At 62.1% G+C, this 24,532-nt stretch carries 19 protein-coding genes; 11 read left to right on the top strand and 8 right to left on the bottom strand.

The window, feature by feature from the left end; all coding sequences use genetic code 11:
• The 6 genes from QEO92_RS17865 to QEO92_RS17840 all read right to left on the bottom strand — a co-directional run bounded on the left by QEO92_RS17865 (position 1) and on the right by QEO92_RS17840 (position 8,177).
• The gene (locus QEO92_RS17865; RefSeq protein ID WP_227703914.1) at positions 1-1,665 is read right to left on the bottom strand and encodes a GumC family protein; all 1,665 of its coding nucleotides are present in this window, start codon (positions 1,663-1,665) and stop codon (positions 1-3) included.
• Positions 1,666-1,777: 112 nt separating this feature from the next.
• Positions 1,778-2,935: a GNAT family N-acetyltransferase gene (locus QEO92_RS17860; protein ID WP_227703913.1), complete on the bottom strand. Its 1,158-nt coding sequence runs from the start codon at positions 2,933-2,935 to the stop codon at positions 1,778-1,780.
• The gene (locus tag QEO92_RS17855) at positions 2,932-4,245 is read right to left on the bottom strand and encodes a lipopolysaccharide biosynthesis protein (RefSeq protein WP_407721502.1); all 1,314 of its coding nucleotides are present in this window, start codon (positions 4,243-4,245) and stop codon (positions 2,932-2,934) included. Before QEO92_RS17855 ends, QEO92_RS17860 begins: the two co-directional genes overlap by 4 nt.
• Positions 4,242-6,209, bottom strand: a complete 1,968-nt coding sequence (gene asnB / locus QEO92_RS17850) for an asparagine synthase (glutamine-hydrolyzing) (protein ID WP_227703912.1) — start codon at positions 6,207-6,209, stop codon at positions 4,242-4,244. Before asnB ends, QEO92_RS17855 begins: the two co-directional genes overlap by 4 nt.
• Before the next feature lie 103 nt (positions 6,210-6,312).
• Positions 6,313-7,686, bottom strand: a complete 1,374-nt coding sequence (locus QEO92_RS17845; RefSeq protein ID WP_227703911.1) for an FAD-containing oxidoreductase — start codon at positions 7,684-7,686, stop codon at positions 6,313-6,315.
• Positions 7,683-8,177, bottom strand: a complete 495-nt coding sequence (locus tag QEO92_RS17840; protein ID WP_227703910.1) for a DUF4126 family protein — start codon at positions 8,175-8,177, stop codon at positions 7,683-7,685. The genes QEO92_RS17845 and QEO92_RS17840 overlap by 4 nt, the downstream gene beginning before the upstream one ends.
• 240 nt (positions 8,178-8,417) lie before the next feature.
• On the opposite strand from QEO92_RS17840, the gene QEO92_RS17835 reads away from it, so the two are divergent.
• The 5 genes from QEO92_RS17835 to QEO92_RS17815 all read left to right on the top strand — a co-directional run bounded on the left by QEO92_RS17835 (position 8,418) and on the right by QEO92_RS17815 (position 15,000).
• Positions 8,418-10,244 carry a sensor histidine kinase gene (locus QEO92_RS17835; protein WP_265105706.1) on the top strand — a complete coding sequence of 609 codons (1,827 nt, stop codon included), beginning with the start codon at positions 8,418-8,420 and terminating at the stop codon, positions 10,242-10,244.
• The gene (locus QEO92_RS17830) at positions 10,241-11,626 is read left to right on the top strand and encodes a sigma-54-dependent transcriptional regulator (protein ID WP_037152628.1); all 1,386 of its coding nucleotides are present in this window, start codon (positions 10,241-10,243) and stop codon (positions 11,624-11,626) included. Before QEO92_RS17835 ends, QEO92_RS17830 begins: the two co-directional genes overlap by 4 nt.
• Before the next feature lie 211 nt (positions 11,627-11,837).
• On the top strand, positions 11,838-12,821 hold the full coding sequence (locus tag QEO92_RS17825) for a tripartite tricarboxylate transporter substrate-binding protein (protein ID WP_037152626.1): 984 nt from the start codon (positions 11,838-11,840) through the stop codon (positions 12,819-12,821).
• Between the two features lie 202 nt (positions 12,822-13,023).
• Complete coding sequence (locus QEO92_RS17820; protein WP_037152624.1) at positions 13,024-13,485, top strand: tripartite tricarboxylate transporter TctB family protein; 462 nt, start codon at positions 13,024-13,026, stop codon at positions 13,483-13,485.
• Positions 13,486-13,494: 9 nt separating this feature from the next.
• Positions 13,495-15,000 (top strand): tripartite tricarboxylate transporter permease, encoded by a 1,506-nt coding sequence (locus tag QEO92_RS17815; RefSeq protein ID WP_037152622.1) that lies wholly within the window; start codon positions 13,495-13,497, stop codon positions 14,998-15,000.
• 66 nt (positions 15,001-15,066) lie between these two features.
• Here QEO92_RS17815 and QEO92_RS17810 read toward each other — a convergent pair whose 3' ends face one another.
• Positions 15,067-16,119, bottom strand: coding sequence for a LacI family transcriptional regulator (locus QEO92_RS17810; protein WP_227703909.1), 1,053 nt, complete (start codon positions 16,117-16,119; stop codon positions 15,067-15,069).
• A gap of 260 nt (positions 16,120-16,379) precedes the next feature.
• Between QEO92_RS17810 and QEO92_RS17805 the strand changes: the two genes are divergently transcribed.
• From QEO92_RS17805 to QEO92_RS17780, 6 genes are all read left to right on the top strand, one after another.
• Positions 16,380-17,636 (top strand): ABC transporter substrate-binding protein, encoded by a 1,257-nt coding sequence (locus QEO92_RS17805; RefSeq protein WP_037152618.1) that lies wholly within the window; start codon positions 16,380-16,382, stop codon positions 17,634-17,636.
• A 281-nt stretch (positions 17,637-17,917) separates the two neighbouring features.
• On the top strand, positions 17,918-18,844 hold the full coding sequence (locus QEO92_RS17800) for a carbohydrate ABC transporter permease (protein ID WP_227703908.1): 927 nt from the start codon (positions 17,918-17,920) through the stop codon (positions 18,842-18,844).
• Entirely contained in the window at positions 18,841-19,722 is an 882-nt protein-coding gene (locus QEO92_RS17795) for a carbohydrate ABC transporter permease (protein WP_052182913.1), read from the top strand. The genes QEO92_RS17800 and QEO92_RS17795 overlap by 4 nt, the downstream gene beginning before the upstream one ends.
• A gap of 6 nt (positions 19,723-19,728) precedes the next feature.
• Positions 19,729-20,835 (top strand): ABC transporter ATP-binding protein, encoded by a 1,107-nt coding sequence (locus QEO92_RS17790; protein WP_227703907.1) that lies wholly within the window; start codon positions 19,729-19,731, stop codon positions 20,833-20,835.
• A gap of 236 nt (positions 20,836-21,071) precedes the next feature.
• On the top strand, positions 21,072-22,772 hold the full coding sequence (locus QEO92_RS17785; RefSeq protein ID WP_227703906.1) for a sensor histidine kinase: 1,701 nt from the start codon (positions 21,072-21,074) through the stop codon (positions 22,770-22,772).
• A 57-nt stretch (positions 22,773-22,829) separates the two neighbouring features.
• Positions 22,830-23,933: a DNA topoisomerase IB gene (locus QEO92_RS17780; protein ID WP_227703905.1), complete on the top strand. Its 1,104-nt coding sequence runs from the start codon at positions 22,830-22,832 to the stop codon at positions 23,931-23,933.
• Positions 23,934-23,935: 2 nt separating this feature from the next.
• Here QEO92_RS17780 and QEO92_RS17775 read toward each other — a convergent pair whose 3' ends face one another.
• Positions 23,936-24,496: a type 1 glutamine amidotransferase domain-containing protein gene (locus tag QEO92_RS17775; RefSeq protein WP_227703904.1), complete on the bottom strand. Its 561-nt coding sequence runs from the start codon at positions 24,494-24,496 to the stop codon at positions 23,936-23,938.
• Positions 24,497-24,532 lie beyond the last annotated feature (36 nt).

Raw genomic sequence — 24,532 nt, 5'->3', positions numbered from 1 at the left:
TCACCCCCTCAAGGCGTATCTCTGCGTATAGGCAAAGCGTTCACGGGCATCGCCGAAATGCCCCCACAATCCCAGTACCAGAGCAAGGCCAGTACCGGCCATGAAGCCACCGATCGCGCCTGCCACAAGCAGGATCAGCGTGCGCGGCGGCCAGCTTTTCGTCTTCGGCGGCACGGGCGGGGAGATGACCCGCACGTTGCTCGTGTCGATCTGCTGGCGCTCGGTGATCTGGTGGGTGCGGCCGAGATAGGTCTCGTAGACGGCGGCCTTGGCGCGCGCATCCCGCTCCAGTTCCCTGAGACGTACTTGGGCGTCGTTGTTGGTGAAGACGGTCGAACGTTCCGCGTCCGCCTTGCTGCGCAACTGGGAGAGCGTCGAGCGGGCTTCGTCGACGTCGGTCCTGGCACTTTGAAGAATGCGGTTCGCCTCGTCGGCTATGGCTTTTTCGAGCGCGGTCTTTTCGGATTGCATGGAGATCAGGCGCGGATGCCGTGCACCATAGGTGAGGGTCAGCGAACCGATCTGCTGCTGCAGCGTGTTGTAGCTCGCCCTCAGCGTTTCCATACTGGGCGAGTCGAACACAGTCGCGGTGACCGTGCGCCTGTCGGCGACGGCAGACCGCATCTGGTTGTAGCGCGCCTCGGCCTGGATCAGCTTCTGTTGCGCGTCGAGGACCTGGGTGTCGAGTGCGCTCGAAATGCGGGTGCTGGCCAGCTCGCCCGTATTGGATTCCTGGATATTGTTGTCGCGCCTGAACTGCGCGACCTTTTCCTCCGCGTCCGTCACGGCGGCGCGCAACTCGTCCAGTCGACCGGTCAACGTTGCGGCGACGCGGCCGGCGCTGTCGGCGGAGGATTCGAAGAGTTCCGCCTCGAAGGCGCGGACGATCGCCTCGGAAAGCCTGACCGACTTTTCCGGATCGGAGGTCCAGACCGAGAGCGTGACCACGAAGGAGCGTTCTTCCCGGCCTGCCTTCACCCGGTCGCCGAGTTCCATCAAGACGCCGAGTTCCTTGTCACCGGTCGGCCGGTTGCCGGAAATCAGCCGGTAGAGCGGCGCAAGCAGGCTCGGTTTGGTGAATTCGGGATCCTCGGTCAGCTTCATGTCCCGGATGACCTGCATCAGGACATTGCGGGAGGTGAGCACGCGCAGCCTGCTTTCGACCTCCAGCAGTTGCGAATCCCGCTGCGGGTTGGAGGCGAAGACATCATCGTTGACGACGTTGAGGTTCTGCGGATCGATGATGAGGTCCGTATAGACGGTGTAGCGGGGCGTGGCGGTTGCCGAATAGAGGAAGGCCGCAATCACGCCCATGACGGTCATGACGATGATCCAGCGCAGCCCGCCCCGCAGCCAGGAGAGAATGTCTCCCGGCGTGATTTCCGAAAGGCTGCGGACCTGCGCTTCTATGATGCCGTCGAGCGAGGATTTCTCCGGCTTTTCGGGTTCCTCGAAACGGTCCGGCGCTGGCTGCCGCGGGGTCGGGCGCCGCCAGTATTCGTCATGATCGTCATCGCGCTCATCCTCGATCCGCTTTCCGGTTTCGAACCGGTCGTCATTGAGGCGATCGAGAAGCGAGCCGCGATAAGGCATGCCGGTGCCCTGGCCGGTGGACGCAGCATATGATGCCGGTCGTCGGTTCTCGGGCTCCTTCGGCCGGTACATGCACACCTCCAGCCATGCAGCCTTCGCATGGGAGAGACCGCGTTTCAGCAAATAACATCGCGTCAATCACTAGGTCAGCACGATGAATATCGCGTTAACCAAGGCATTGGTCCTATCGAAAGTCCGTCAGCAGGCGGCTCCAGCTTTCGGATGCCAGGCCGCCGACGAAGATGTCGTTGCGGGTCGCCGCTTCACGGATATCGGAATGCCGGGTCACCATGCAGAAATAGCCGCGATGCTTGAAGCTCATCTGCCGCTGACGCATCAGCGCATTCATCAGGAAAGGCTGAGCCGTGCCATGGGCGGCGGCATAACCGGATGCGGCGAGATCGGCGAACATCTGCCCGACGACATCGAATTCGCGGCCTTCGAGACAGAGGATGTTGAGCACATGCGCCGCCTCGCCCGGCTTGCCGAAGAAGAGGTAGCAGCCGATCGTGACGCCCTGGCCGTTTACCACGAGCTTGCAGCGGAGCCGGCCGAGCGAGATGTTCGATGCAGCGGTGTCCATCAGCCACAGCAGGTCGTCGCGCGACCAGTCCGGGCGGATGGCAAAGCGTTCCGTCATCCTGCCGGCGCAGGCGAAGAATTCGTCGAAGCCCGCCTCGATGGAGGCCGTGCCCTCGGGGCTCGGCGGCGTGAAGGCTGCGAAGCGGCGCCTAGCGGCGAGATCGGCCGGCTTCAGGAATGGGGAAAGCGGCAGATACCGGGCAAGCGGCAACTTTTCCCGGACGCGATTGAACCCGGTATGGAAGGGCCGGAAGGTGCGGCGCCATTCGAGGCTCTGGATCGGCAGCATGAAGCCGCCGCCGGTCGTCCAGTGATCGGCGCTGACGGGGGAGGCGTTGTCGGAAAAGCAGAGGTCGGGTTGTGAAAGCCGGACCGCCCGCGCCAGTCTCGCAGCACCCGCAAACCCTGCCTTGCCATCCGCCATGAAGGCGCAGAGAAGCCGGGCCGTGATCCGGCGGCCCGCAGCGTGAAAGGCCATCGGAAGTGCAAGCAGCGCGCTGTCGATGCGGCCTGCGCCATCCTCGTGCACGATGCTGCCGTAATCCGGCGCATATCCGGGGTTCTTCAGGAAAACGCGATCGAGATAGTCGAGGAGATCCGGGCGAGGTTCTTCGTTTTTCCTGCGGAATGCCTTGTTGAAAAGCCGCCCGACGGATTGAAGATCGGCAACCTCCATCGGTCGCACGCCATGGGCATGTTCACGAGCAGCGACGGAGGTTTGAGGACGAAGCGCCTGCATGAGGCCGGGCTGAAGATTCATTCGGCAGGCTCCCCAACCGCAAGGCCTGCCTGTCTCCTGCTCTTGCCGACCACGTGGGAATAGACCACCCAGGCGGCGAGCGCCATCGCGATTTCGATGACATAGTATGAGACGAAGGTTCCGGTGGGCGGTGCGTACCACGTGGCCAACGCGGCCAGTGCCGCTCCGAGCAGGCTGCCCAGACCAAGGACGGACGCGCGCGCACCCTGGTGGCCGGCTGCGCCGAGAGCCTCCACGGCGATCGCCCAGCATGTTACCGGAATGACGACCCAGCAGAGGATACGGACGAACAGCACCAGCGAGGTGTAGTCGTGGCCGAAGAGATAGGGCAGCACGGGTGCGAGGATATAGACTGCAATGGCAGCGCCGATGCTGATCGCGATCGCCGCCGCAAAGATTTTCGAGACTCTCTCCGTCGCCTGATGCAGGCCGCCGAGGCTCGCTTTGGCGGTGCCCGGATAGACGATGCGGTTCAGCGCGTCGACGGACAGATAACTGCTTTCGATGATCCGCCGCGCGACGCTGTAACTTGCGACGATCTCGGCCGTGGTGACGAGGCTGAGCACCAGGAGATCGGCGTTCTGGCGCGCCGCCTTCAGGATGAACGGAATGCTGAAGAAGAGGCCGAGCTGCAATTCTTCCCGGACGATCCGGAATTTCGGCCGGCCGAGGTTACGCAGCGCCCTGATGCAGAAGGCCAGCATGATCGCATGGGCGGCGAACTGCCAGACGATCCAGCCGGAGAGCGTCGAGACGCCGAAGACGAGGCAGGCCAGCACGGCGGCTGCGGTGCGGATCAGCGCGAAGCCCATCACCACCTTGTTGGCCGAACCGAAATCGGAAAATGCGATGAAGACCTGCTCGGAAAAGAGGATGCAGCGCACCAGGACGATATTGGTCACCAGCATCATGGCGATTTCGATGCTGTTTACAGCCGCGTTGGGAGCGACTTCAAAGAAGAAGGGCAGGATGATCGCGCCGATCACGACGAGCAGGATACCACTCACCGAGATCAGGATGATGTTGTGCCCCAGCATGGCCGGGTACATGGCGTGGTCGCGAGCGACGCGCCGCACCAGGCATTCGGTGGCGCCGACGCCGCAGAGATGCACGGCGATTGCCGCAACGGCGGTGATCGCCACGAACAGACTGAATTCGTGGACGCCGAGAAATCGGGCGAGGATCGCAAACGTCAGGAGCTGGGCTGCCGAGCTGACGATCAGGCTGCCGCCGGAAGCTGCATAGGACACGATCATCGGCACGAGTCCGCGATAGCGCCGCAGCTTTCCGATCGCGTGGGGCATTGTCATGCTCGGCCTCCTGCCGCCGCTGCGAGGTTCGGTATGTCTGCCGTCGCGCGGGAGCTAAAATTCTTCAGCCAGAGCTGGGTGGAAAGAATGCCGACGAAGGCGGCGTTGTCGCGGAAGCCAGAAACAGGCTGCGTACGGCACTTCTGATGAAGTTTTTCCACCGCCCGGGCATTGAAGAGGCCGTTGGAGGTGATGGCCTGTCCGCTCAACATTTCGCTGACATAAGCCTGCTCTTCGTTTCCGGTGAAGGATCGGCTGTCGGGCGCGCGATAGGGTTGTTTCGGCCGCTTGCTGATTGCCTCCGGCAACAGGTCCTTCGCCACACGGCGCAGAATATGCTTTTCCTCGAGGCCCCTCAGTTTCATGCCGGGCGGCAGGCGACCCGCGAACTCCACCAACCGATGATCGAGGAAAGGGAAGCGGCCTTCGATGCCATGCGCCATGGCCATGCGGTCCCCCTGGCTCGACAGGATATAACCGGGCAGCAGGAAGCGGCTTTCCAGGTATTGGGCCTGATGCAGCGGGTGCCAGCGGCCGAAATTTTCCGGCAGGCGCGAGGAGAGTTCTTCGGCTGCGTCGTAAGTGCCGAGCGTAGCGCGCAGGTCGTCGGAATAGAAGATCTTGGCGGCTGCTGTGGTGCGAAAGCGGGGCCGGTGCGAGAAGAGCGGATCGTCCATCGCGTCACTGCCGGCGCCGAAAAAGGCGGCGAGATACTCCGCCGACTGCTGTTTGAGGCCCGGGAGATAGGGGTAGAGCTTGCGGAAGAGATGCGGCCTGATCCTCGAGCCCGGCTGGCGGGCGGAGAAGCGGCGCACGCGCGCCTCGCGGAAGATGTCGTAGCCGGCAAAGACCTCGTCGGCGCCTTCGCCGGTCAGCACGACCTTCATGCCTGCCTCGCGGACGAGGCCGGAAAGGCGATAGAGCGGGGCGGGCGCGGTGCGCAATACCGGCCGCTCCGTGAAGCGGACGACATCCGGGAAGTTTTGGGCAATATCGGCCGGGCCGCAGGCGACGGCGCGGTGATGTGTGCCGAGCGCACGGGCGACTTCCATCTGGAAGGCGCTTTCGTCATGCTCGGCGTCGTCGAACGTGACCGAGAACGTATTGAGGCCGTTCGGAGCCATCGGCGCGGCGAGCGCCGTGATCAGCGAGGAATCGAGGCCGCCGGACAGATAGGCGCCGACCGGCACGTCGGCCCGCATGCGCAGACGCGTGGCATCCGTCAGCAGCGCTCTCAGCTCCTCCTCACTCGCAGCCTCATCGGCCTGCCTGTGGTCGCCGGCATCGGGGAAGTCGAGGGTCCAGTAGGGGCGAATGTCCCTTCGCGTGCCCTCGGCGATCATCAGATGGCCGGGTTCGAGCTCGAAATTGTCCTTGAACGCGGTGCGCGGCGGGATCGGCGTCCAGAGTGTGAAGATCTGGTCGAGCGCGACGGGGTCGAGTTCCGCCTCGATGCCCGGCACTTCAAGCAACGCCTTAATTTCCGATGCGAAGTAGAGCGCACCCTTGTGCTCGGCATAGAACAGCGGCCGCACGCCCATCCGGTCGCGGGCCAGCATCAGCCGGCGTTCGCGCGCATCCCAGATGGCAAAGGAAAAATCGCCGTTGAGGCGCGACAGGCAGGCTTCGCCGTATGCTGCATAGAGCTGCAACAGCACTTCCGTATCGCTGCCGGTGCGGAAAACGACCCCGCGCGCCTTCAACTCGTCACGCAGTTCGACGTAATTGAAGATCTCGCCGTTGAAGACGATCGTGAAGCGGCCGTCGCTGCCCGTCATCGGCTGCTGTCCGTCGGAAAGGCCGACGATCGAAAGCCTTACATGGGCAAGCCCGACGCCCGGCGCGGCGAACACGCCCTGGCCGTCCGGCCCGCGATGGGCGATCGCATGCGCCATCGATGACAGGAGGCGTTCCGGCTTCCCGAAGCCGCATGCCTCACCTATGAAGCCAGCAAAACCGCACATCTGTTTCCATCATGAACAGGGACTAGTGCCGTCGTTGATAAATCGAAATGCTTGCCGGTCCCCTTACATGATCGGTAAAATTCGAATTGTGTGCAAAAGAGGTTCACCCTGGCTGCATGCTGAGGATCACCGTCGGCCAGAGTTCCGAGACGGTCGGATGGATTGGAACCGCCCAGCGCAGCTCGTCGAACGTTGCGCCGGCATTCATCATGTCGAGCACGCCGTGGATCGACTCGTCCCCGCCGGTGCCGAGGATCGCGGCCCCTAGAATCTGTTTCGTTTCCGCATCGGCGACGATCTTCATGAAGCCCTGCGTCTCGCCTTTTTCGACCGCGCGGCCGACCTGAGTCATGGGCCGCCGCCCGACAAGGATTTTCTTGCCCGCCTTCTTCGCTTCCGTTTCGCTCATGCCGACGCGGCCGAGCGGTGGGTCGATATAGAGTGCATAACCGAGCAGCCGGTCGGAGACCTTGCGGCTCTCGCCGTCGAAGAGGTTCGCCGCGACAATCTCGAAGTCGTTATAGGCGGTGTGCGTGAAGGCGCCGCGGCCGTTGCAGTCGCCCATCGCCCAGATGCCCTCGACATTGGTCGCGAGATCGTCGCCGACCTTGATATAGCCGCGTGTGTCCGTCTCCACGCCCGCCTTGTCGAGACCGAGGTCGTCGGTATTCGGGCTGCGGCCGACCGCGAGCAGGATATCCGAGCCGATGACCTCCGGCTCGCCTTCGGTGCAGTTCACCCCAACCGCGACGCCATCCCTGTGCTTGCTGAAGCGGATGCATTCCGCGCCGGTGCGGACCTTGATGCCCTCCGCTTCGAGAATGCCGCGGACAGCCTCGGAAATCTCTTCGTCCTCGCGGCCGATGAGGCGGGGGCCTTTTTCGACGATTGTCACCTGCGCGCCGAAGCGGCGGTACATCTGGGCGAATTCGAGCCCGATATAGCTGCCGCCGACGATGACGAGATGTTCCGGCACCCGGTCCAGCATGACGATGTCGCTGTTGGTCATGTAGGGCACGTCGCCGATGCCCTCGAAATCCGGGATCGCGGCGCGTCCTCCGACATTCAGGAAAATCTGCGGAGCGGTCAGAAGCTCGTCGCCGACGCGTACCGTATCCTTGCTTTCGAAGCGGGCGTGTCCGCGGATCAGTGTGCAGTTCGGCATGCCCTCCAGCCAGCTTTCGTTGCCGTGGCGGGAATCGAGCGTCACCTGATGCGAACGGCGCATCACGGCCGGCATGTCGATCTTCACGGGGCTGTCGAGCACGACGCCGTAATCTGCGCCGCGGCGGGCGAGATGGGCGGCATAGGCGCTGGCGACGAGCGTCTTGGTCGGCTTGCAGCCGGTGTTGACGCAGGTGCCGCCGACATGCTTGCGCTCGATGATCGCAACCGTCTTGCCGGCGTCGTTGAAGCGCCCGGCAAGCGACGGGCCGGCCTGGCCTGCTCCGATGATGATCGCGTCAAAAGTTCTCATGGTGTGACCGGGACGGGCAGAGTGGCGACGATGAGATAGGCGCCGATGATGGCGACCGCGTCCTCGATGAAGGCGGCGGGCGGGTCCTTGCCGAAGCTGGCGGCCAGCCTGGAGCGGGCGGCGGCCCCGCCATAGGTGCCAACGACCGCTCCGATGATACCGGCGATCACGCCGATGACGACGGAACTCATCCCCATTGCCGCGAAACCGGGCATGCTCAACGCGGCCCCCGTCAGAGCGCCCATGACGAGCCGAGCACCGAACTGCTGCGGCACCTTGCGGCTCGGCGTCGAGGGAAGCTGGTCGGTGACGAGTTCGACGACCGCCAGGATCGTGAAGACGCCGACGGCCCAGACGGAGCCCATGAAGGCCAGCCATGAGCCGGAGAGATCGAGCCAGCCGAGATAGGCGGCCCAGGCGATGGCAGCCGGTGCCGTCATGGCGCGAAGGCCGGCCACGACGCCGATCAGAAGTGCAAGCACATAAAGCATGAGACCCCCGTTTGCCTTGTCGACCTTGACCTGCCCGGTTGCAAGACTGTTCCCGACCTCGCACCCGGTCAAGCAAAACTTGTATAAAGCTTGGCATATGTCTGCTTTGAAGGGCTTGAGCGCCCGCAAAGCGTGTATTCGGTACGGTGTCAGGATTTTATGGAAATCGGTTGTGCAAGGATTAAAATGGCCGTCTAATTCCGTTAGAAGCACCGGGAGGATGGAGGAGCCGGGAACCTGTTGAGATATCGCATTCTTCTGCCGCTCGCCATACTTGCAGCGATTGGTCTGGTGCTGGTCTTGAAGGGCAGCGAGATTGCCGCGCGCAGCTATATGAACGAGGCCGAGGCGCAGGCCGGCACGACGCTGCGCCTGGCGGTGTCGGCATTGGACGGGCATCTGAAGCGCTACGAGGCGCTGCCGGCGCTGATCGCCGACCAGAACAATATCGAGGCACTCATTTTTGATCCGAAGAACGAGGGCCTGCGGGCGCGCACGAATGCCTATCTCAAGGAGATCAACGCGCTTCTGACATCCTCGGACATCTATGTGATGACCTTGGACGGCGAGACGATCGCTGCCAGCAACTACGATTCCCCCGTCAGCTTCGTTGGTGAGAATTTCATCTATCGTCCCTATTTCCAGGATGCCGTCGGGGGCCGGCAGTCGCGGTTCTATGCGCTCGGCACCACGTCGCTCAAGCGCGGCTATTACTTCGGCTCGCCGATCGAGATCGACGGCGTCATCCGCGGTGTGATCGTCTTCAAGGTGGATATCGATTCCATCGAGGCTTCCTGGGGCGGTGGCGACGACCGTATTTTCGTTTCCGATCCGGAAGGCATCATCTTCATGACCGGCAGCCCGGAATGGCTCTATGCGAGCATCCTGCCGCTGACGCCGGACCGGATCGCCCGCACCGAAGCGTCGCGCCGGTATGCTGATGCGAAATTGCGCGAACTGCCGGTAAAACGGGGAAGCTTTGCCGGCCGCGATGTGATGATGATTGCCGACGGCAGGGCCGAGAAGGAATATCTCGTCGTGTCGCAGCTGATGCCAGAGGCTGGCTGGACCGTGAATGTCCTGATGGATACCGGTTCCGTTCGTGTCCAGGCGCAGACCGTAACCGTTGCCGCCTTCCTGACGCTTTGTCTTGCCGGACTGGCGCTTGCCATCATCGTGCAGCGCCGCGCCCGGTTGAACGAGCGCATGCAGTTGCAGGCGGAAGCGCGCAACGAACTCGAGCGGCGGGTGGCCGAGCGCACCGCCGATCTTGCCCGCGTCAACAGCCGCATCGAGGAGGAGATCGCCGAACGGCGGCTCACCGAGCAGCGGCTGCGTCAGACCCAGGCGGATCTCATCCAGGCCGGCAAACTCGCCGGTCTCGGACAGATGTCGGCGGCGCTCTCCCACGAACTCAATCAGCCGCTTGCGGCCGCCAAGACCTATACGGAGACAACCGGTGTATTGATCGACCTCGGACGCATCGAAGAGGCAAGAGACAATGTCAGCCGCATTTCGGCGCTGATCGACCGCATGGCGTCGATCAGCAAGCACCTGCGCAACTTCGCCCGCAAGCCGAACGAAAAGCTCGGGGCAGTCACGCTGGACGAGGCGATGCGAGACACGCTCGAAATCGTCGCAGCGCGGCTCAAGGCTGCGGATGCAACACTCGAAATCAAGATCGATCCCGCGCTGCCGGCGGTGAAGGCGGGCGCCGTCAGGCTCCAGCAGGTTCTGGTCAATATCATCACCAATGCCGCCGATGCGGTCGAAGGGCTCGATGACCGGCGCATCACCGTTTCCGCCGGACGTGACGGGGACAAGGTGACGATATCGGTACGCGACCGCGGGCCGGGCGTCGCGGCGGCAATCCGCGAGCGCATCTTCGATCCCTTCTTCACCACCAAGGGCGTCGGCAAGGGATTGGGCCTCGGTCTTTCGATCTCCTACAATATCGTCAAGGATTTCGGCGGCAGTCTGAGCGTCGCCGATCACCCCGAAGGCGGCGCGGTCTTTCTCATCGAGCTGCAAGTCGCCGACGGCAACTTTCTGGAGGCGGCTGAGTGAACGGGCAAAGGGTCTTGCTGGTCGACGACGAGGAGGAACTGCGCCGCTCGACCGCACAGGCGTTGGAACTTTTCGGCCTCGACGTCCAGACTTTTTCCAATGCCGATCATGTGCTGGAACTCACCGGTTTCGGTTTCGACGGCGTGGTCGTCAGCGATATCCGCATGCCAGGGATCGACGGCATGACGCTGCTTCACCGCATCCGCGAGCTCGATGCTGAAATCCCGGTCATCCTGGTGACGGGCCATGGCGATGTGCAACTCGCAGTCAAGGCGATGCGGGAAGGGGCCTACGACTTTCTGGAAAAGCCGTTCACGCCGCAGCATCTGGCCGGCATCATCCGCCGCGGTCTTGATCGCCGCGGCCTCGTGCTGGAAAACCGGCGGCTGAAGGCGGTCGCCGGCAAGCGCGACGATCTCGAAACGCGGCTGCCGGGCCGCACCCAGGTGATGGTCGACCTGCGCTACAGCATCCGCGCGATCGGCGCCGCCGATGCCGACACGCTGATCATCGGCGAGACGGGAGTGGGCAAGGAAGTGGTGGCCAGGGCGCTGCACGACGTCAGCCCGCGCACCAACAGGCCCTTCATTGCCATCAATTGCGCGGCGTTGCCGGAGAACCTGATCGAGAGCGAGCTTTTCGGCCACGAGGCCGGCGCTTTTCCGGGCGCACTCAGGCCCCGCTACGGCAAGTTCGAGCATGGGCGCGGCGGCACGATATTGCTCGACGAGATCGGCTCGATGCCCGTCGACCTGCAGGCGAAGTTCCTTCGCGTGCTGCAGGAGCGCGTGATCACCCGTCTCGGCTCCAACGAAATGGTGCCGCTCGACGTGCGCTTCATCGCCACCAGCAAAGTTGATCTTGAAGCGGAAGTCGCAGCGGGGCGTTTTCGCGCCGATCTCTTCTATCGGCTCAACGTCGCGACGATCCATGTGCCGTCACTGGCGCAGCGCCGGGCGGACATTCCGTTGCTTTTCCTGCAGCTTGTGCGTGAGGCGGCGGCCCGTTACGGCCGTGAGGATATGGATGTGCCGGCCGACATGATCTCGGCGGTTGCCCAGCGCGACTGGCCCGGCAATGTGCGTGAGCTGCGCAATGCCGCCGACCGGCTGGTGCTCGGCCTCGACGTAAAGCCAGGCGAAACTGCCGGATCGGTACGGGACGGGGGCAAGGAAGGGATGGGTCGGCTTGCCGACAAGGTCGCGGCGTTCGAGCGGAATCTGATTGCGGGCGAGATCGCCGCCCATGGCGGGGCGCTGAGACCGGTCTACGAGTCCCTCGGTATTTCGCGCAAGACGCTCTATGAAAAGATGCAGAAATACGGGCTCGACAAGAAGCTGCTTGGCCCGGAACACTTGCTTCAAGACGAAAGAGACGGCTGATTGCTCCCTGCATGGGTGGAAATCCACCCATGCTTTTTGCGCGTTGTTTCCGAATCCACCCATGTTGCGGCGCGATATCGGCAGAAATGCGGTTTTAATACTTTCGCACCGGTTGAATGCCTTTCACGGCTTGCAGCAAATGGCTGCCAGGTTGGCGCCGGAGGAGACTTGAGCGCCGGCTTTGCCATATATTTCATCTTGGAGGACCCCGATGAAAATCCTGAACGCCGTGTTAGGCGCAACCGCTCTTGCGGCACTTTCGCTTTTTTCCGCTTCCGCCAATGCGCAAGGCTATCCGGAACGCCAGATCACCATGATCGTGCCGTTCGCCGCCGGCGGCCCGACCGACACCGTCACCCGGCTTGTCGCGGAATCCATGTCGAAGGATCTCGGCCAGCAGATCATCGTCGAAAACGTCGGCGGCGCCGGCGGCACGCTTGGGGCAGCCCGCGTGGCCAATGCCGAGGCGGACGGCTATACCCTGTTGCTTCATCATATCGGCATGGCGACCAGCGCGACGCTCTACCGCAAGCTTCCCTATGACACGCTGAACGCATTCGAATATGTCGGCCTCGTCACCGACGTTCCGATGACGCTTCTCGCCCGCAAGGACATGGAGGCGACCGACCTCAAGGGCCTGATCGAATATGCCAAGGCCAACCAGGACAAGGTGACGGTCGCCAATGCCGGCATCGGCGCCGCCTCGCATCTGTGCGGCATGCTGTTCATGAGCGCGATCGAGACCTCGCTCGTCACCGTTCCCTACAAGGGAACCGGTCCGGCGATGACCGATCTTCTGGGCGGCCAGGTCGATATCATGTGCGACCAGACGACCAACACGACCAAGCAGATCCAGGCCGGCACCGTGAAGGCCTATGCAGTCACCTCGCCGGAACGGCTTGACGTGCTCAAGGACCTGCCGACCGTCAGGGAAGCCGGGCTGCCGCAGATGGAAGTCGGCATCTGGCATGGCATCTATGCTCCGAAGGGCACGCCCAAGGAGGCGGTCGACAAGCTCTCCAAGGCGTTGCAGGTGGCGTTGAAGGACCCGAATGTCGCAGCCCGCTTCGCCGAGCTCGGCACCAAGCCTTCGCCGGAAGCCGATGCGACGCCGGAAGCGCTCAAGGCCAAGCTGGAAGGCGAGATCGCCCGCTGGAAGCCGGTCATCGAAGCTGCCGGCCAGTACGCGGACTGAGACTTTTACCGGCGATTGGATAGTTCGCCCCTCACCCTAACCCTCTCCCCGCGAGCGGGGAGAGGGGACGTGCCATACCTCCACCGTTTACGTTTCGGGAAGCCGGTGCGGCACAGGTCCTTCTCCCCGCAAGCGGGGAGAAGGTGCCGACAGGCGGATGAGGGGCAGCGCGGCCAAGCATCTCCACCCTTACGGAGACACCATGAATTCTCTGAAATTCGACACGACCAATCTGATCTGCGGACTGCTGTTCATCGCGATCGGCATCTTCTTCGCCTATCAGTCCTTTGAACTCGATCTCGGCACGGCGTTGCGCATGGGGCCGGGTTATTTCCCGTTCATCCTCGCCTGCGCGCTCATGCTGTTCGGACTGGTCATCCTCGTCCAGTCGGCACGGGTCCAGGGGGAGCCGATCGGCCATATCGCCTGGCGCGGCATGCTGTTCATCCTGCCGGCGCCGATCCTCTTCGGGCTGACGGTGAGGGGGCTCGGCTTCGTGCCGGCGCTGTTCATCACCGCGCTCTTCGCCTGCTTCGCGTCCGGCCGCATGAAGCCGCTTACGGCAATCGTCCTGTCCGTGGCGCTGACAATCTTCTGCGTCCTGGTCTTCAGCTACGGTCTTGGCCTGCCATTCCGCCGCTTCGGGCCCTGGCTCGGTCTTTGAGGTTTGAGCATGGATCTTCTCGACAATCTCGCGCTCGGCTTTTCGACCGCTTCTTCACTCGCCAACCTGTTCTTCTGCCTGATCGGCGTGCTGCTCGGGACGCTCATCGGCGTCCTGCCGGGCATCGGGCCGACCGCGACGATCGCCATGCTGCTGCCGATCACGTTCCAGCTCGAACCGGTCTCGTCGCTGATCATGCTCGCCGGCATCTATTACGGTGCGCAATACGGCGGCTCGACCACGGCGATCCTGATCAATCTCCCGGGCGAATCCTCGTCTGCCGTCACCGCCATTGACGGCTATCAGATGGCACGCAAGGGCAAGGCGGGTGCGGCGCTCGCGATCGCAGCGCTCGGTTCCTTCTTCGCCGGCACGGTCTCGACTTTCCTGGTTGCCATCTTTGCTCCGCCCCTGACTGAAATCGCCCTCCAGTTCGGCGCTGCCGAGTATTTCTCGCTGATGGTGGTCGGCCTCGTCTCCTCGATCGCGCTGGCGCATGGCTCGATGGTCAAGGCGCTGGCAATGGTTGTGCTGGGCCTGCTTCTCGGCCTGGTCGGCACGGACATCTATACCGGCACGCCGCGGTTCACGCTCGGCATCCGCGAATATTCCGACGGGTTGAATTTCGTCGCGGTCGCGGTCGGCGTCTTCGGCATTGCGGAAATCCTGCGCAATCTCGAAAACGAAAAGAGCCGCACGGTGCTGATGGCCAAGGTCAGCGGCCTGATGCCCACAAAGGAGGATTTCAAGGCGATGATCGCGCCGGTGCTGCGCGGCACTGTCATCGGGTCGGTTCTCGGCATCCTGCCGGGCGGCGGGGCGATCCTTGCGGCCTTCGCGTCCTACACCGTCGAAAAGAAGGTCTCGAAAAACCCGCAGGAATTCGGCCATGGAGCGGTGGCGGGCGTCGCCGGGCCGGAATCGGCCAACAATGCCGGCGCGCAGACCTCGTTCATCCCGCTGCTCACCCTCGGCATTCCAGCGAACCCCGTCATGGCGCTGATGATCGGCGCGATGATCATCCAGGGTATCGTCCCCGGCCCGAATGTCGCGGTCGAGCAGCCGGCGCTCTTCTGGGGCATCATCGCCTCCATGTGGATCGGCAACCTGATGCTCGTCGTCCTGAACCTGCCGCTGATCGGGCTGTGGGTGAAGCTGCTCACCATCCCGTATTACGTGCTGTTCCCGATCATCATGGCCTTCTGCTCGATCGGGGTCTACAGCGTCAATTCGAACGTCTACGATCTCTATTCCGTCGCCTTTTTCGGCTTCATCGGTTACGTGTTGTCGAAACTGCGCTGCGAGCCCGCGCCGCTCCTGCTCGGCTTCGTGCTCGGTCCGCTTCTCGAAGAAAACCTGAGACGGGCGATGATCCTTTCGCGCGGCGATCCGAGCACGTTCGTCACGCGTCCAATCAGCGCAGCCCTGCTTTTTATAGCGGTTGTCGTCCTCGTGATTGTCTTCCTGCCGAGCGTCAAGGCAAAGCGCGAGGCGGTGTTCCAGGAAGAGGATTGAGACACTGGAAGCCTTACCTTCGCATGATCAATCCTGACGGGATCATGCGGGGAGCGCTCCGGACGGTCAGACCGTCTGGAGCGCCTGTAGTTCGTGGACGGGCACCGGCCCGGCGATGCGCTTGAGGAGCAGCCGCCCCATCAAGAGGCCCGCTTCGGAAAGGTCCTCGTAGATCGTCTCGACTCGTGGACGAACCTGATCGAAAAGGCCCGAGGTCTGCTTGGCGACCAGCCGTACATCCTTTCCGAGTGCGAGGCCGTGGTCGTAAGCGGCGGCCATGACCGCGAGTGCCGACACCTCGCCGCCGCAGATGAACCCGTCGGGACGTTCCGGCTCGTCCATCCGGCGATAGAAATAGTCGCGGATGTCATTCGAGTTGCTGTCGAGCGTCACGCCCCTGGCAATCTCGAAGCCGATACCCTCCTCGCGTACCGCCGTCATGAAGCCGTGGCGCATGTGATGGGCGAACGTGAACCGCTCCGGCGGCAGGATGATCGAGAGCTTCTTCGCACCGGCGTCAATCAGCTTGCGCGCGGCCTGATAGGCGAACCCGTAATTGTCGTAATCGACATAGGGGTGGGCGGTCGCAAGTTCGGTCCGGCCGTGACAGATGAAGGGAAAGCCGTTCTCCATCAACAGCTTCACCCGCGGGTCCGAGGGCTCGGTGCGTGTGAAGATGATGCCGTCGGCCATGCGGTTGCGCACGATGTGGCGCACCGGGTCGATTTGCGGCGTGTCGGAGAAATGGGGTGTGACGACGAGATGATACGGCGTGCGCCGCAGCGCCTCGGTCAGTCCCCGGATCATCGACGTCGCATAGCCTAAAATTTCCTCGTGCGGGTCGAGGACGAGGCTGATGACATTGGTGCGGCCGGTACGCAGGCGCTGCGCCGCCCGGTCCGGCAGATAGCCGATCTGTTCTGCGACCTGCCGTACGCGCATCCGCGTTTCAAGCGCGATCTGCGGCGCGTCGGCGAGCGCCCGCGACACGGTGGTGACGGCGAGGCCCGTCATTTCGGCGATTGTTTTCAGCGTGGGCTTCGTATCCGCGCCGGCTCTCTCCCTTACAGGCTCCGGCTTCGCCCGCCGACCCTCGTCCTCCAGGTCTTCCAGCGACATGTCTTCTTTCCTCCGCTCCTGCTCCGAGATCGGAACAGGCCTCATCTACATCGTTGCAAATTTTTCAAATGCCGTCAGGAAATTTTCTCGATTCCTGAGGAAAAATTTGTCGATTTCAAGATTTGCAAGTTTTTTCATCATGTTAGGTGTCATCTGAAACTCTGCAAAAAATCCTCCGGCTGGGTTGACACCGACTGCGTTTATATCGTTATAAATCGCCATATCCGGAGAGGAGCCCGGATGCAAAGGGAGATTTCTCAATGAATATTCGAATGATCAGCAAATTCGCCGCCGGTGCGGCGATCATCGCCCTGACGGCCGGTGCCGCCAAGGCACAGGAGAGTGTCGAAGTCCTTCACTGGTGGACGTCCGGCGGTGAGGCTGCGGCTCTCAACGTGCTGAAGGAAAACCTCCAGAAGGAAGGCGTCGCCTGGAAGGACATGCCGGTTGCCGGCGGTGCCGGCTCCGCTGCCATGACCGCGCTTCGCGCCCGCGTCACGGCCGGCGATCCGCCGACAGCCGTCCAGCTTCTCGGCTTCGACCTCCGCGACTGGGCGGAAATGGGCGTTGCCGCAAACCTCGACGACCTTGCAGCCAAGGAAGGCTGGGACAAGGTCATCCCGGCTGCTCTCCAGGATTTCTCCAAGTATGATGGCCACTGGATCGCTGCTCCGGTGAATATCCACTCGACCAACTGGCTGTGGATCAACAAGGCTGCCCTCGACAAGGCCGGCCTTCAGCCGCCGACGAATATCGACGAATTCATCGCCATGCTCGACAAGTTCAAGGAGCAGGGCATCACGCCGATCGCGCATGGCGGCGTTCCGTGGCAGGACGGCACGATGTGGGAAGCCGTCGTTCTTTCCATCGGCGGCCCGGAGTTTTACAAAAAAGCCGTCCTCGACCTCGATCCAGAAGCGCTTTCCGGTGACACGATGAAGAAGGTTTTCGACACCATGTCGAAGATCCGCACCTATTTCGATCCGAACTTCTCGGGCCGCGAATGGAACCTCTCGACCGCCATGGTCATCGAAGGCAAGGCCGGCGCGCAGGAGATGGGCGACTGGTCGAAGGGCGAATGGCTACGCGCCAACAAGAAGCCGGGCACCGACTTCGTCTGCATCCGCTTCCCCGGCACACAGGGCTCCGTGCTTTTCAATGCCGACCAGTTCATGATGTTCGACGTCGGTGACGACCAGCGCGACGCCCAGCTCAAGATGGCGTCCGCCGTCGAGGATCCGGGCTTCCAGATCGCTTTCAACACGGTCAAGGGTTCGGTTCCGGCCCGTACCGACGTCTCGGACGAAAAGTTCGATGATTGCGGCAAGAAGGGCATGAAGGATCTCGCCGAGGCTGCTTCGAAGGGCACGATGATGGGCTCGCTCGCCCATGGCTACGCCCAGCCGGCTGCCATCAAGGAAGCCATGCTGGACGTCATCACCCAGCACCTCAACGGTCAGCTCACTACCGATGCAGCGCTGAAGCGCCTGCCGGAAGCGGTGGCTGCCGCGAAGTAAGCATTGGTTTGAATGAAACGGGTGAGGGGGTTGCCCAGAAGCGACCCCCTCACTTGCGATTTCTAACACTTAGCCTTTGGCTAAGATGTTGAAATCGCTTTCTCTCCCACAGGGGAGAGATAAGGATGCCGCGCCGCCGCGGGCCTACCTCTCCCCTGGTGGGAGAGGTTACAAAATCAGCACCTTAGCCAAAGGCTAAGTGCTAGATTTTGTTGGTGAGGGGGTAGGCCAGGTATCCTTAGAACTCGTAATTTCTTCCTACTCCCTACCCGGAGGTCATGATGACGACAATCGAACCGGTTCCCGTTGCGGAACCGCAGAGGCAGGGCCGCACTTTTGCGGATGGATTGCGCAATGCGCTGCCGAAGATCGTGTTGGCGCCCTCGTTCGCCGTGATCCTCGTCTTCGTCTACGGCTTCATCCTCTGGACGATCACTCTGTCCTTCACGACCTCGCGCATCCTGCCGGTCTACAAGTGGGGCGGGTTCGATGCCTATTACCGTCTCTGGTCGCAGCCGAACTGGTATGTGGCCATGCAGAATCTGGCGGTCTTCGGCGTTCTCTACATCGGCATCTGCATCGCGCTCGGTCTCTTCATCGCCATCCTGATGGACCAGCGCATCCGCGCCGAAGGGGTGCTCAGGCCGATCTTCCTCTATCCGATGGCGCTTTCCTTCGTCGTGACGGGGACGGCGTGGAAATGGTTCCTGAACCCCGGTCTCGGGCTTGAAAACACCATGCACAATCTCGGCTGGGAGAGTTTTGGGTTCGACTGGCTGGTCAATCCGAAGATGGCGATCTACACGGTCGTGATCGCCGGCGTCTGGCAGGCATCCGGCTTCGTCATGGCGATGTTCCTCGCGGGGCTTCGCGGCATCGACGGCGAGATCGTCAAGGCAGCGCAGATCGACGGGGCTTCTAACGTCGCCATCTACCGCCGCATCATCATCCCGCTGCTTCGCCCCGTTTTCCTCTCCGCCTTCATCGTGCTGGCGCATATGGCGATCAAGTCCTACGACCTCGTCATCGCGCTCACCGGCGGCGGACCGGGCAATGCGACCGAACTGCCGTCGACCTTCATGTATTCCTACACGTTCACGCGCAACCAGATGAATGTCGGTTCGGCCAGCGCGGTGATGATGCTGATGGGCATCACCGCGATCATCGTGCCGTATCTTTATTCGGAACTGCGGGAGAAGAAGCAATGAGCGCTGCGAACGAAACCATCAGCGCCGGTTCGGCCCGCACCGCCCGCTATTTCATCTACGCGGCCCTGATCATCCTGGCGGTCGTCTACCTGCTGCCGCTCTATGTGATGCTCACGACATCGCTGAAACCGCTCGACGAAATCCGCGGCGGTGACATGCTGGCGCTGCCGCGCGAGCCTTCGATCGCCGCCTGGGTGAGGGCTTGGGGCGAGGCCTGCATCGGTGTCTCCTGCGTCGGCATCAAGGGGTATTTCTGGAATTCGATCAAGATGGTCGTTCCGGCGGTGATCATCTCGACCCTGCTCGGAGCGCTGAACGGCTACGTGCTGACCAAGTGGCGCTTCCCGGGTCACAAGATCATCTTCGGCATGATGCTGTTTGCCTGCTTCATTCCGTTCCAGGCCGTCCTCATTCCGATGGCGCGGCTGCTCGGCCTGATGGGGCTGTCGAACTCCACGACCGGCCTCGTGATGGTGCACGTGATCTACGGTCTCGGCTTCACGACGCTGTTCTTCCGCAACTATTACGAGGCTTTCCCGGATGAACTCGTGAAGGCCGCGATGATCGACGGCGCCGGCTTCTTCCGTATCTTCTGGCGCATCCTGCTGCCGAGTTCGGGGCCGATCATCGTCGTCACCATCATCTACCAGTTCACCAATATCTGGAACGACTTCCTGTTCGGCGTATCGTTTGCGGGAGGCGAAGCCTCGCCGATGACGGTTGCGCTCAACAACCTCGTTTCCTCCTCCACCGGCGTCAAGGAATACAATGTCGACATGGCCGCAGCCGTGTTCGCCGCCTTGCCGACCCTGTTCGTCTATATCGTCGCCGGACGCTATTTCGTGCGTGGCCTGATGGCCGGCGCAGTCAAGGGATGACCGCTTATGAGCTTTCTTGAAATCAAGGACATTCGCAAGAAGATCGGCAATGTCGAGATACTGAAGGGCATCAATATCGATCTCGAAAAGGGCGGCTTCCTGGTCCTTGTCGGTCCGTCGGGCTGCGGGAAGTCCACGCTTCTGAACGCGATCGCCGGCCTTCTGCCGCCGTCGTCGGGCGATATCGTCATCGACGGTCAGGTGGTGACCGATCTGCATCCTTCGAAGCGCGACATCGCGATGGTCTTCCAGTCTTACGCGCTATACCCGAACATGACGGTGGAGGAAAACATCGCTTTCGCGCTGGAAATGCGCGGCGTCGACAAGGCCGCCCGCGAGGCGGCCGTGAAGCAGGTCGCAAAGACGCTGCAGATCGAGCATCTGCTCAAGCGCCGTCCGAGCCAGCTTTCCGGCGGCCAGCGCCAGCGCGTCGCCATGGGCCGGGCGCTTGTCCGCCAGCCGCGCGTCTTCCTGTTCGACGAGCCGCTCTCGAACCTCGATGCCAAGCTGCGTGTCGAGGTTCGCGCCGAGATCAAGGCGCTGCACCAGAACACCCATGCGACGATCGTCTACGTCACCCACGACCAGATCGAGGCGATGACGCTGGCCTCCAAGATCGTCGTCTTGAAGGAAGGCACCGTGCAGCAGGTCGGGGCGCCTTCGGAAATCTATAATCGTCCGGCCAACCTGTTTGTTGCGGACTTCATGGGCTCGCCGGCGATGAACATGCTGAAGGGCAACGTCGTTTCCTCGGACGGTGCACAGGCAATTGCGCTTTTCGGCAACGAGAACGTCAAGGTCGCCATGCCGCCGTCCGTTACGAAGAGCCTCGCCGATGGTAAGGAGATCATCCTGGGGCTGCGTCCGGAAGCGATTACCGACACCGGCCTTCTCGATCCGCAGGTGCGTTCCGTAGCGCAAATCGAAGCGGATGTGACCATGGTCGAGCCGACGGGTTCCGACACGTTCGTGACCGGCAGGCTGGATGGAGCAAGCTTCACGGCCCGCACCCGTGCCGATGTGCATGTCTCGGTCGGCCAGAAATTCCCCTTCGCCTTCAATCTCGACAAGGCGGTCGTCTTCGATCCGGAAACGACCGGCCGCATCGATTGACGCGGGCAGGTTCGGCCCTTTTACCCTTCGGCTTGCAGGGGGTGCCGGGAGGCCTCCTTCCGGCGGAGGATTGTGCCTTTTGGAGAAGCGTATGGTCAGCAATCAATCCTTGGCCAAGCTTTCAAAACCGGTTAGAAAGACCCGCTAGTTGTATTAGCAAAAGGCGGGATGCTAAAATGAATACGGGGGCAGGTGACATAGGCGCCTGCGTTTTTCCTTTTGGGTAAATGCGCGGAATGATTAGGGTTTCGCGGTTTTTCCCGACGGCGCCCATCGGCGCTTATCTGGTTGCGCTCGCTGTCGGCGTTGCGTTGCCCTTGCTGGTTTTCGTCGCCTATCTGATGATGGAGCTCGAGGCGAACGAACGCGAAATCCTGGCGAACGAGACAGCCGAGGATGCGCAGCTTATTGCGCGATCGATAGATCGCGAATTGCAGGACATGGCGACGACGCTGCGGCTGCTCGTCACGTCCCCTGAACTGGAAAGGCGCGATCTGCGCGCCTTCCACAACAGGACACAGAACAGCCTGCGGTCGAATTCACTCTATGTCATCCTGGTCGATGCCGCGGGCCAGCAGCAGCTCAACACACGCCTGCCTTTCGGGACGCCCCTCGGCAAGGTATCCAACATGCCGGCGCTCGAATCGGTGCTCAGTCGCCGCGTGACCGAGGCTTCCAACGTCTTTTTCGGCACCACCAGCGGAAAGCACGTTTTCAATATCAGCATGCCGCTGCCCAGGGAGGTTTCCGCCTCGGGCGCGGCAATGATCATCACCCAGAATGCCGAAGACCTGCAGAAGCTCATCTCCACTGAGGGGCTTTCCGAGGGCTGGACGGTCGCGATCGTTGACGGTTCGGGACACGTGGTTACCTCTTTGGGTGCCCATGCGCTGTCGTCGGGCACGGCTTTCCCGGCCGATACGCTCAAGCTGATGACCGGCTTCAAGGGGACGATCGAGGATGTCGATGGCGAGTTGAAGCAGATGTACGGTTATGCGCAGATCACCGGCTGGACATGGAAGGCCGTGGTCTGGGGGCCGATCGATGCAGCGCAGGCGAGCATTCTGACCACATGGCGGCAGCTGATCTCGGGTGGCGCTGTTTTCCTTGCCGTCGGCATGCTGATCGCCTGGCTTGTCGGCCGTCAGCTTCGCATCCCGATCCGTCAGATCGCGGAAATGGCCGAACGTATCGGCAAGGGCGAGATCGTGTCTCCGGTGGAGACGAAGATCAGGGAAGCGAATCAGGTGGCCATTGCGCTTTCGAATGCTTCTTTCGACCGCAGCCAGGCAGAGGACCGCATCCACCTTATCCTGCATGAACTCGTGCACCGTACGAAGAACATCCTCACGCTTGTCCAGGCGATGATGCGCCAGCTCGCGCGGAAGGACACCACGATGGAGGAATTCCAGAAGGCGATCGGCAACCGTTTGCAGGGCCTCGGGAAATCGATCGAGGCGCTCGCGAAGGAGCAGTGGGCCGGGGTGTCGATCCGGCGCGTGGTGGAAATCCACATGAGCACCTTTGCCGAAGTGGCCGACCGGGTGGAGTTGCAAGGTGCGGATTTCATACTGAAGGCCGAGGCGGTGCAAAATCTCGGCCTCATCCTGCATGAGCTTGCCACAAATTCCGTGAAGTACGGGGCTCTTTCCGTGCCGCAGGGCAAGGTCCGTATCGCCTGGAAGGATGTGCTCGACGAGGCCGGTAGCGAACCCAATCTCCGGCTGGTTTGGGAGGAAAGGGATGGCCCGCCGGTCCACGAGCCGGCACGGACCGGTTTCGGCACGACGATCATCAAGCGCCATGCGGCAGCAGCTTTTTCAGGGCAGGTCGACGTGGATTTCCGATCCGAGGGGCTCTGCTGGATACTGACTGCGCCGCGTTCGTCTTTCGAGCGGGGCGAAGGTACCGAAAGCCTCAAGGACATCGTGATCTGATCGCCGGCTACATCGCTGGAACGAAGTTGATATGCTTGCCGTTAAGCGGCCATGGACATGGACGCCCGTCTCAACTCGCTCGATATCGATCAGGGTTTTCTCGAAATCACCGGCCTCACCTATGTCAGCGATACGGAGCCGGGCATCCGGCGGCTCCGCCGCGGCAGGGGTTTCTGCTACCGTCTGCCCGACGGGAGCTTGCTGACGGATGATCAGGAACGGCGCCGGATCGCCGCTCTCGGCCTGCCGCCGGCCTATGAGAATGTCTGGATCTGCCTTGATCCGCGCGGGCACCTTCAGGCAACGGGTTATGATTCCCGCGGGCGGAAGCAGTATCGCTACCATTCCGATTGGCAGAATTTCCGCAGCGAGCAGAAGTTCGACCAGCTCATCCGGTTCGGTGAGGCGCTGCCGCGCATACGCCGCAAGGTGAAGCGGCATCTCGCGCTTGATCTCGAGGGGTCCGATACGGTTGTCGCCGCTCTGGTGGCCCTTCTGGATGCGACGCATCTGCGTGTCGGCAATCGCGCTTATGCAAAGGAAAACAAGACCTACGGCGCCACGACGTTGCTCAAGCGGCATATGACCCTCTCGGGCGATACGATCCTGCTTCGCTTCACGGCCAAGGGCGGCAAGCGTGTCCGGCATACCTTGAGGCATCCGCGTCTGCAGCGCATCCTCGAGGACATTGCGGACCTGCCCGGCCGGCAGCTTTTTTCCTGGCCGGACGAGCAGGGCGTGCCGCATCCGGTCGATTCAGGACGGTTGAACGCCTATCTTGCCAAGGCGGCGGGCTTTGCCATCTCGGCCAAGACATTCCGTACCTGGGGTGGCAGTCTCACAGCGTTCATGGCGGCGTGGGAGGCGGTGGAGATGAATGGTGGCCGCCCGAAGATCAAAACGATGGCCAATGCAGCATCGGCTGCCCTGCACAATACACCTGCGGTCTGCCGGTCAAGCTATATCCATCCGGGGATTCTTGCGCTGTCTGAAGATATCTCGCCGCTTGAAAAGGTGATGGCGGACGAGACCGTATTGAGCGGTCCGAGGGGCTTGAGGTCGAACGAGCGGCGTCTGTTGGCATTCCTGCGGGAAGTGTCCGATGTTCCCGCGACGACCGCCCGCGAGGAGCAGCGGGCGGCCGAGGCCGAGCGGGCGTAATTCTACGCAGCCCGGCGATTGTGGCGTCCTTCTTGGACTTCCTCGACGATCTTGTCAACGAACTGCGGCAGGTCGCTCGGCGATCGCGAGGTGATGATGCCGTTATCGACGACGACTGCTTCGTCCTTCCAGGAGGCGCCTGCATTGCGGATGTCTGAGCGGATCGAGCAGTAGGATGTCGCCTTCAGGCCGCGCAGGGCGTCAGCCTCGACCAGCAGCCAAGGACCATGGCAGATCGCCGCAACCGGCTTGCCGCTCTTCACGAAATCACGCACGACGCGCACGGCATCCTCGTTGACGCGCAGGAGGTCCGGGTTGATCTGGCCGCCGGGCAGAACGAGCGCATCGAAATCCTCGACCTTGACGTTTTTTGCCTCCAGATCGACACCGATTGTATCGCCCCAGTCCTTCTTGTCCCAGCTCTTGATTTCGCCGGTCTTGATCGAGGCGACCTTCACATTCGCGCCGCGCTTCCTCAACTCATCGAGCGGGACCCGCAGTTCCGAGCGTTCGTAGCCGTCAGTGGCAAGGATCAGGATGGAAGCGGTATCAATAGCGGTCATATGCTGTGCTCCTTTCAGTCGAATTCCATTGCTGTT

It is taken from the genome of Neorhizobium petrolearium (assembly GCF_029854435.1).
Lineage (GTDB): Bacteria > Pseudomonadota > Alphaproteobacteria > Rhizobiales > Rhizobiaceae > Neorhizobium > Neorhizobium petrolearium.
Note: the sequence above shows the minus strand (reverse complement) of the source record. Positions and strands in the feature narration are given on the sequence as shown.